This window comes from Streptomyces sp. NPDC101132, assembly GCF_044759225.1.
In the GTDB taxonomy this organism is placed as follows: domain Bacteria; phylum Actinomycetota; class Actinomycetes; order Streptomycetales; family Streptomycetaceae; genus Streptomyces.
On record NZ_JBIVYX010000003.1, the window covers coordinates 202,847 to 209,225 of the forward strand.

Annotated in this window: 5 protein-coding genes; 2 read left to right on the top strand and 3 right to left on the bottom strand. The window is 71.2% G+C overall.

What is annotated here, in order from left to right:
• Positions 1-31 precede the first annotated feature (31 nt).
• A complete protein-coding gene (locus tag ACIQUR_RS08500; protein ID WP_403660384.1) occupies positions 32-802 on the top strand; it encodes an SDR family NAD(P)-dependent oxidoreductase in 771 nt (256 codons plus the stop codon).
• 295 nt (positions 803-1,097) lie between these two features.
• On the opposite strand, the gene ACIQUR_RS08505 is transcribed toward ACIQUR_RS08500, so the two are convergent.
• Positions 1,098-1,616 carry a DUF4240 domain-containing protein gene (locus tag ACIQUR_RS08505; RefSeq protein WP_399940510.1) on the bottom strand — a complete coding sequence of 173 codons (519 nt, stop codon included), beginning with the start codon at positions 1,614-1,616 and terminating at the stop codon, positions 1,098-1,100.
• Between the two features lie 56 nt (positions 1,617-1,672).
• On the opposite strand from ACIQUR_RS08505, the gene ACIQUR_RS08510 reads away from it, so the two are divergent.
• On the top strand, positions 1,673-2,584 hold the full coding sequence (locus ACIQUR_RS08510; protein ID WP_403660387.1) for an SDR family oxidoreductase: 912 nt from the start codon (positions 1,673-1,675) through the stop codon (positions 2,582-2,584).
• A 105-nt stretch (positions 2,585-2,689) separates the two neighbouring features.
• On the opposite strand, the gene aceE is transcribed toward ACIQUR_RS08510, so the two are convergent.
• Positions 2,690-5,374 (bottom strand): pyruvate dehydrogenase (acetyl-transferring), homodimeric type, encoded by a 2,685-nt coding sequence (aceE, locus tag ACIQUR_RS08515; protein WP_403660390.1) that lies wholly within the window; start codon positions 5,372-5,374, stop codon positions 2,690-2,692.
• A gap of 214 nt (positions 5,375-5,588) precedes the next feature.
• Positions 5,589-6,212: a GntR family transcriptional regulator gene (locus ACIQUR_RS08520; protein WP_399940513.1), complete on the bottom strand. Its 624-nt coding sequence runs from the start codon at positions 6,210-6,212 to the stop codon at positions 5,589-5,591.
• Positions 6,213-6,379: the final 167 nt, after the last annotated feature.

Sequence of the window (6,379 nt, forward strand, 5' to 3'; positions counted from 1 at the left end):
TCACTGACACCTACGTACTCGGAGAAGACACATGCAGCGTTACGAAGGCAGGCGCGTCCTCGTCACCGGCGGCGGTTCCGGCATCGGCCAGGCCACCGTCCACCGGATCCTCGCCGAGGGCGGCCGGGTCGTCGCCGTGGACGTCAGCGAGGCCGGACTGAAGGCGACCGCCGACCGCGCCGCCGCCGACGGCACCGCCGCCCGCCTCACCACCGCCCTGCTCGACATCTCGGACGAGGCCGCGGTCCGCGCCGGCGTCGCCTCCGCCGTCGAGACCCTCGGCGGACTCGACGTCCTGGTCAACGCCGCGGGCATCCTGCGCTCCGAGCACACCCACAAGACCTCGCTGGAGCTCTGGAACACCGTCGTCTCGGTCAACCTGACCGGCACGTTCCTGATGGTCCGCGAGGCCATCCCGGCGCTGCTCCGGGGCGACCGGCCGGTCATCGTGAACTTCAGCTCGACCTCGGCCTCCTTCGCGCACCCCTACATGGCGGCGTACGCGGCCACCAAGGGCGGCATCCAGGCCATGACCCACTCCCTGGCCGCCGAGTACAGCAAGCAGGGCCTGCGCGCGGTCTGCGTCGCGCCCGGCTCCATCGAGAGCGGCATGACCACCGGCACCGGCCCCGGCCTGCCCGAGGACACCGACTGGTCGCTCTTCGCCAAGCTCGCCCCCGCCATCGGCCAGGGCTTCGCCGGCCCCGACACGGTGGCCGGCGTGGTCGCCATGCTCGGCTCCGAGGACGGCGCCTTCATCACCGGCACCGAGATCCGCATCGACGGCGGCACGCACTACTAGGCTCTGTCTTTCGGATCAGGCCGGGCTCGCGGGGCCTGGCACGCGCGCTCGCCGCGTTGTCGTCGGTCGCCAACGTCCCCCAGCTACCGCTGGGGGTACCCCCACCGCGTTGACTCCCTCCTCCGCCTTGCGATCGCACGCACCAGGCCCCGCTCCCTGATCCGGCCTGATCCGAAAGACAGAGCCTAGGCCGCGCCCCGGGGCCGGGGAGGGGACGCCCCGGGCCCCGGCGCTCGCCCCGGCCCCCGAGCCCAGCCCCGGGACCGGAACCGGCGCTCGCCCCCGGCCCCGGAGCTCAGCCCCGGAACCGCTCCCAGAGCCTCGGGTACCGCACCCGCAGCACCGCCTCGTCCTCGAACTCCAGCGGCGTCCCGGCCGGCTCGGCCGCCTGCACCGGGATGCCCAGGTCCGGCGCCACCACGCCGGTCAGCTGCTCGTACGCGTCGTCGGCGGCGTACCCCAGCTCCTCGCCGTCCCCGTCGATCTCCTCGTCGAACTCCCCGAGCAGCTCCGCCAGGTGGTCCGGGTCGTGCACCCCGCCCTCGAAGACCTCCCGGCCCTGCCCGATCAGCCAGCAGCGGAAGTAGTCGAAGGCGTCGTCGCTGGCACCGTCCAGGAGCACCCAGGCCGCCCCCCACAGCTCCCAGGTGTACGCGCGGTTGTAGCGCGCCTCGAAGTGCCGGGCGAAGTCCAGCACGGACTCCGGGTCGAGCGTCGTCAGCCGTTCCACCAGCAGGTCGGCATGCTTCTCGGGGTCGCCGTCGGCGGCCTCGCGGGTGCTGTCGACGATCTCCCAGAACTCCGTCTCGTCCATCACGGGATCCAGCATCACGGGTGCGCACGGCCCCCGCCACCGCGAGAATCCGTCGCATGGGAGACCTCAGCGGAAAAACCGCCCTCGTGGCCGGTGCCACCCGCGGCGCGGGCCGGGCCATCGCCGTCGGACTGGGGGCGGCGGGCGCCACCGTGTACGTCACCGGACGCACCAGCCGGCAGCAGGCCAGCGAGGTGGGACGGACGACGGAGACCATCGAGGAGACCGCCGAGCTGGTGACGGCGGCCGGCGGCGAGGGCGTCGCCGTCGTCGCCGACCACCTCGATCCGGAGCAGGTACGCGCCCTCGTCGAGCGCATCGACGCCGAGCGGGGCCGCCTCGACGTCCTGGTCAACGACCTCTGGGGCGGCGAGCACCTGGTGGTCTTCGGCAAGCGGATGTGGGAGACCGAACTCGACCGCGGCCTGCGGATGCTGGAACTGGGCGTGAAGAGCCACATCATCACCAGCTGGCACGCCCTGCCGCTGCTCATCCGGAACCCCGGCGGGCTCGTCGTGGAGATCACCGACGGCACCGCGCGCACCAACGAGCGCTTCCGCGAGAACTTCTTCTACGACCTGGCCAAGAACGGACCCATCCGGATGGCCGCCACCCTCGCCCACGACCTCCGGGACACCGGCTGCACGGCCGTCTCGGTGACCCCCGGCTGGCTGCGCTCCGAGCAGATGCTGGAGGCCTTCGGGGTGACGGAGGCGAACTGGCGCGACGCCACCGCGAAGGTCCCCGGCTTCGGCGTCTCGGAGTCCCCCCTCTACGTCGCACGCGCGGTGGCGGCCCTGGCCGCGGACCCGGACGTGCACCGCTGGAACGGGCAGTCCCTCTCCAGCGGACAGCTCGCCAGGGAGTACGGGTTCACCGATGCGGACGGCAGCCGTCCGGACGCCTGGGCGTACATCGAGGAGGTCGAGATCGGCGGCGCCAACCGCACGCCGGACGACTACCGCTGACCGCACGCCGCCGCGGGCCGGGCGGCCGCCGCGCCCACCGGGAACGGGCGAGCGGCCGCACCCCTCCCCCAGGGGTGCGACCGCTCACGTCACGGGCGGGCCGTCCTACAGGCCGTAGCGCTCCCGCGCCTCCTTGACCGCCGAGGCCGGGACCTCGCCGCGGCGGGCGAGCTGGGCCAGGGCGGCGACCACGATGGACTGCGGGTCGACGCCGAAGTGGCGGCGGGCGCCCTCACGGGTGTCGGAGAGGCCGAAGCCGTCCGTGCCCAGCGAGGTGTAGTCCTGCGGGACCCACTGGCTGATCTGGTCCGGAACCTGGCGCATCCAGTCGGAGACCGCCAGCACCGGGCCGGTGGCGCCCTCCAGCGCACGGGTCACGTACGGGGTGCGCTCCTCGCCGCGCAGCAGCGCCTCGTCGCACTCCAGCGCGTCGCGGCGCAGCTCGCCCCAGGAGGTGGCGGACCACACGTCGGCGGCCACGTTCCAGTCGGCGGCCAGCAGCTTCTGGGCCTCCAGGATCCAGTGGATGGCCGTACCCGAGGCCATCAGCTGGATCTTCGGGGCGTCCGCGGCCGGGGCCGCCTCGCCGAGGTCCGCCGCCGTGTTGAAGCGGTAGAGGCCCTTGACGATGCCCTCCTCGACGCCCTCGGGCATCGCGGGCTGGGGCTTCGGCTCGTTGTAGACCGTCAGGTAGTAGAAGACGTCCTCGGGGTTCTCCCCGTACATCCGCTCCAGACCGTCCTTGACGATCACCGCGATCTCGTACGCGAAGGCCGGGTCGTAGTTGAGCGAGGCCGGGTTGGTGGCCGCGATCAGATGCGAGTGGCCGTCGGCGTGCTGGAGGCCCTCACCGGTCAGCGTCGTGCGGCCGGCCGTGGCGCCCACGATGAAGCCCTTGCCGAGCTGGTCGGCGAGCTGCCACATCTGGTCGCCGGTCCGCTGCCAGCCGAACATCGAGTAGAAGATGTAGAACGGGATCATCGTCTCGCCGTGCGTCGCGTACGACGTGGCGGCGGCGATGAAGTCGGCCATGGCGCCGGCCTCGGTGATCCCCTCGTTGAGGATCTGGCCGTCCTTGGCCTCCTTGTAGTACATCAGCTGGTCGCGGTCGACCGGCTCGTACGTCTGGCCCAGCGGCGAGTAGATGCCGGCCGACGGGAAGAGGGACTCCATGCCGAAGGTGCGGGCCTCGTCGGGGACGATCGGCACCCAGCGGCGGCCGGTCTCCTTGTCCCGCATCAGGTCCTTGACCAGGCGGACGAAGGCCATGGTGGTGGCCATCTCCTGCTTGCCGGAGCCCTTGAGCAGCGGCGCGTACGACTTGTCCGCGGGCTGCGGCAGCGGCACGTGGTGCACGCGGCGGGCCGGGGCCGGACCGCCGAGCGCCGCGCGGCGCTCCTGGAGGTAGCGGACCTCGGGGGAGTCGGCGCCCGGGTGGCCGTAGGGGACCTGGCCGTCGGCGAAGGCGCTGTCCGGGATCGGGAGTCCGAGCAGGTCGCGCATGCCCTTGAACTCGTCGATCGTCAGCTTCTTCATCTGGTGGTTCGCGTTCTTCGACTCGAACCCGGGGCCCAGGGTGTAGCCCTTGACCGTCTGCGCCAGGATCACGGTCGGCGCGCCCTTGAACTCCAGGGCGGCCTTGTACGCGGCGTAGACCTTGCGGGGCTCGTGGCCGCCGCGCGAGGTGTGGAAGCACTCGGCGATCTTCGCGTCGGTCAGCACCGCGGCGAGCTGGACCAGCGCCGGGTTGACGCCGAAGAAGTGCTCGCGGATGTAGGCCACGTCGCGGGTCGCGTACGTCTGGAACTGCGCGTCCGGCACCTCGCGGAGGCGGCGGACCAGCGCGCCCGTGGTGTCGAGCTGGAACAGCTCGTCCCAGGCGGAGCCCCAGAGCGTCTTGACGACGTTCCAGCCGGCACCGCGGAAGGCACCCTCCAGCTCCTGGACCACGCGGAAGTTGGCGCGGACCGGGCCGTCGAGGCGCTGCAGGTTGCAGTTGATGACGAAGGTCAGGTTGTCGAGGCCCTCGCGGGCCGCGAGCGCGAGGGCCGCGGTCGACTCGGGCTCGTCCATCTCGCCGTCGCCCAGGAAGGCCCAGACGTGCGAGTTGGAGGTGTCCTTGATCTTCCGGTTCTCCAGGTAGCGGTTGAAGCGCGCCTGGTAGATCGCGGAGAGGGGGCCGAGGCCCATGGAGACCGTGGGGAACTCCCACAGCCAGGGCAGCCGGCGCGGGTGCGGGTAGGAGGGCAGGCCGTTGCCGCCGGACTCCTGCCGGAAGTTGTCGAGCTGCTGCTCGCTGATGCGCCCGTCGAGGAAGGCGCGGGCGTAGACGCCGGGGGAGGCGTGGCCCTGGACGTACAGCTGGTCGCCCGAGCCGTCGGCCTCCTTGCCCCGGAAGAAGTGCTGGAAGCCGGTCTCGTAGAGCCAGGCGGCGGAGGCGAAGGTGGCGATGTGGCCGCCGACGCCGTACTTCGAGCCGCGGGTCACCATGGCGGCCGCGTTCCAGCGGTTCCAGGCGGTGATGCGGGACTCCATCTCCAGGTCACCGGGGAACTCGGGCTCCGCGGCGGTGGGGATGGTGTTGACGTAGTCCGTCTCCAGGAGCTTCGGCAGGGCGAGCCCGGCGGCCTCGGCGTGCTGGAGCGTACGGCGCATCAGGTATTCGGCGCGGTGCGTACCGGCGGCCTTGGCGACGGCATCCAGGGAGGCCGCCCATTCGGCGGTCTCTTCGGTGTCGCGGTCCGGGAGCTGGTCGAGCTCGCTCGGAAGCTTTCCTACGGGGTCGGACATCGGTGTGCGCCGCCTTCCGGTACGTGGGAGGGGGTGAAGAACTGTTCCCTGACTGGCAGGACAGGGCCGCGGGCCTGGTTGTGGCCCGCCGAAGACTGTAAGTCCCTGATCGATGATCGATCAAAGGAATCTGACGAAAAAATGGTCATTACATAAAAGTTGGCACTCCGTGCCGTAAATTTGGGCACGGAATGCCATCTCAAAACGGGGCAAGTCAGGCGCTGGGTGCACATCCGAGCACGTGGTGCTTCACCAGTACGCCGATCTCCGGGTCCCTTCTGCGGAAGGCCTCGACCAGCGCCTCGTGCTCTTCGGCGTACGACTTCTGCACCGTGCCGAGCCAGCGGATCGACAGCGCGGTGAACACCTCGATGCCCAGGCTCTCCCAGGTGTGCAGCAGGACGCTGTTCCCGGCCGCCCGCACCATCTCGCGGTGGAAGGCCACCGTGTGCCGCACCTGGGCCGTGCCGTCCGAGAGCCGGTCGGCCTCCCGCAGGGCGGCCACGTGCGGCTCCAGGGCCGAGGTGTCGGTCGCCAGGGTGGGGGCCGCCAGCTCCGCGGCGATCTGCTCCAGGCCGGCCCGGACGGGGTAGATCTCCTCCAGGTCGGCCGCCGACAGGTTCCGCACCCGGACGCCCTTGTTGGGCGCCGACTCGATCAGCCGCAGCGTCTCCAGCTCGCGCAGGGCCTCGCGCACGGGGGTCTGGCTGACCTCCAGCTCGACCGCGATCCGGCGCTCCACGATGCGCTCGCCGGGCTTCCAGCGGCCGCTGACGATCCCCTCCACGATGTGCTCGCGGATCTGCTCGCGCAGCGAGTGCACCACGGGTGGGGTGATCATCTGGGATTCATCTCCTGTGGGTCGACAGGGCCTTCGTGCGTAGACAATACGGCGGCGGGGCCCCCCCCCCCCCCGGCGGGGGGGGGGGGGCCCCCGGGGGGGGCGTTGAAAAAAAAATCTTAAATAAACCCGACGACCACAAAAAACACAGCCCCCCCCAAACC

Excerpts from the sequence above, each read along its gene's own strand:
- ACIQUR_RS08500 (WP_403660384.1), top strand. The coding sequence starts at position 32 with ATGCAGCGTTACGAAGGCAGGCGCGTCCTCGTCACCGGCGGCGGTTCC.
- ACIQUR_RS08505 (WP_399940510.1), bottom strand. The coding sequence starts at position 1,616 with ATGGACGAGACGGAGTTCTGGGAGATCGTCGACAGCACCCGCGAGGCC.
- ACIQUR_RS08510 (WP_403660387.1), top strand. The coding sequence starts at position 1,673 with ATGGGAGACCTCAGCGGAAAAACCGCCCTCGTGGCCGGTGCCACCCGC.
- aceE (WP_403660390.1), bottom strand. The coding sequence starts at position 5,374 with ATGTCCGACCCCGTAGGAAAGCTTCCGAGCGAGCTCGACCAGCTCCCG.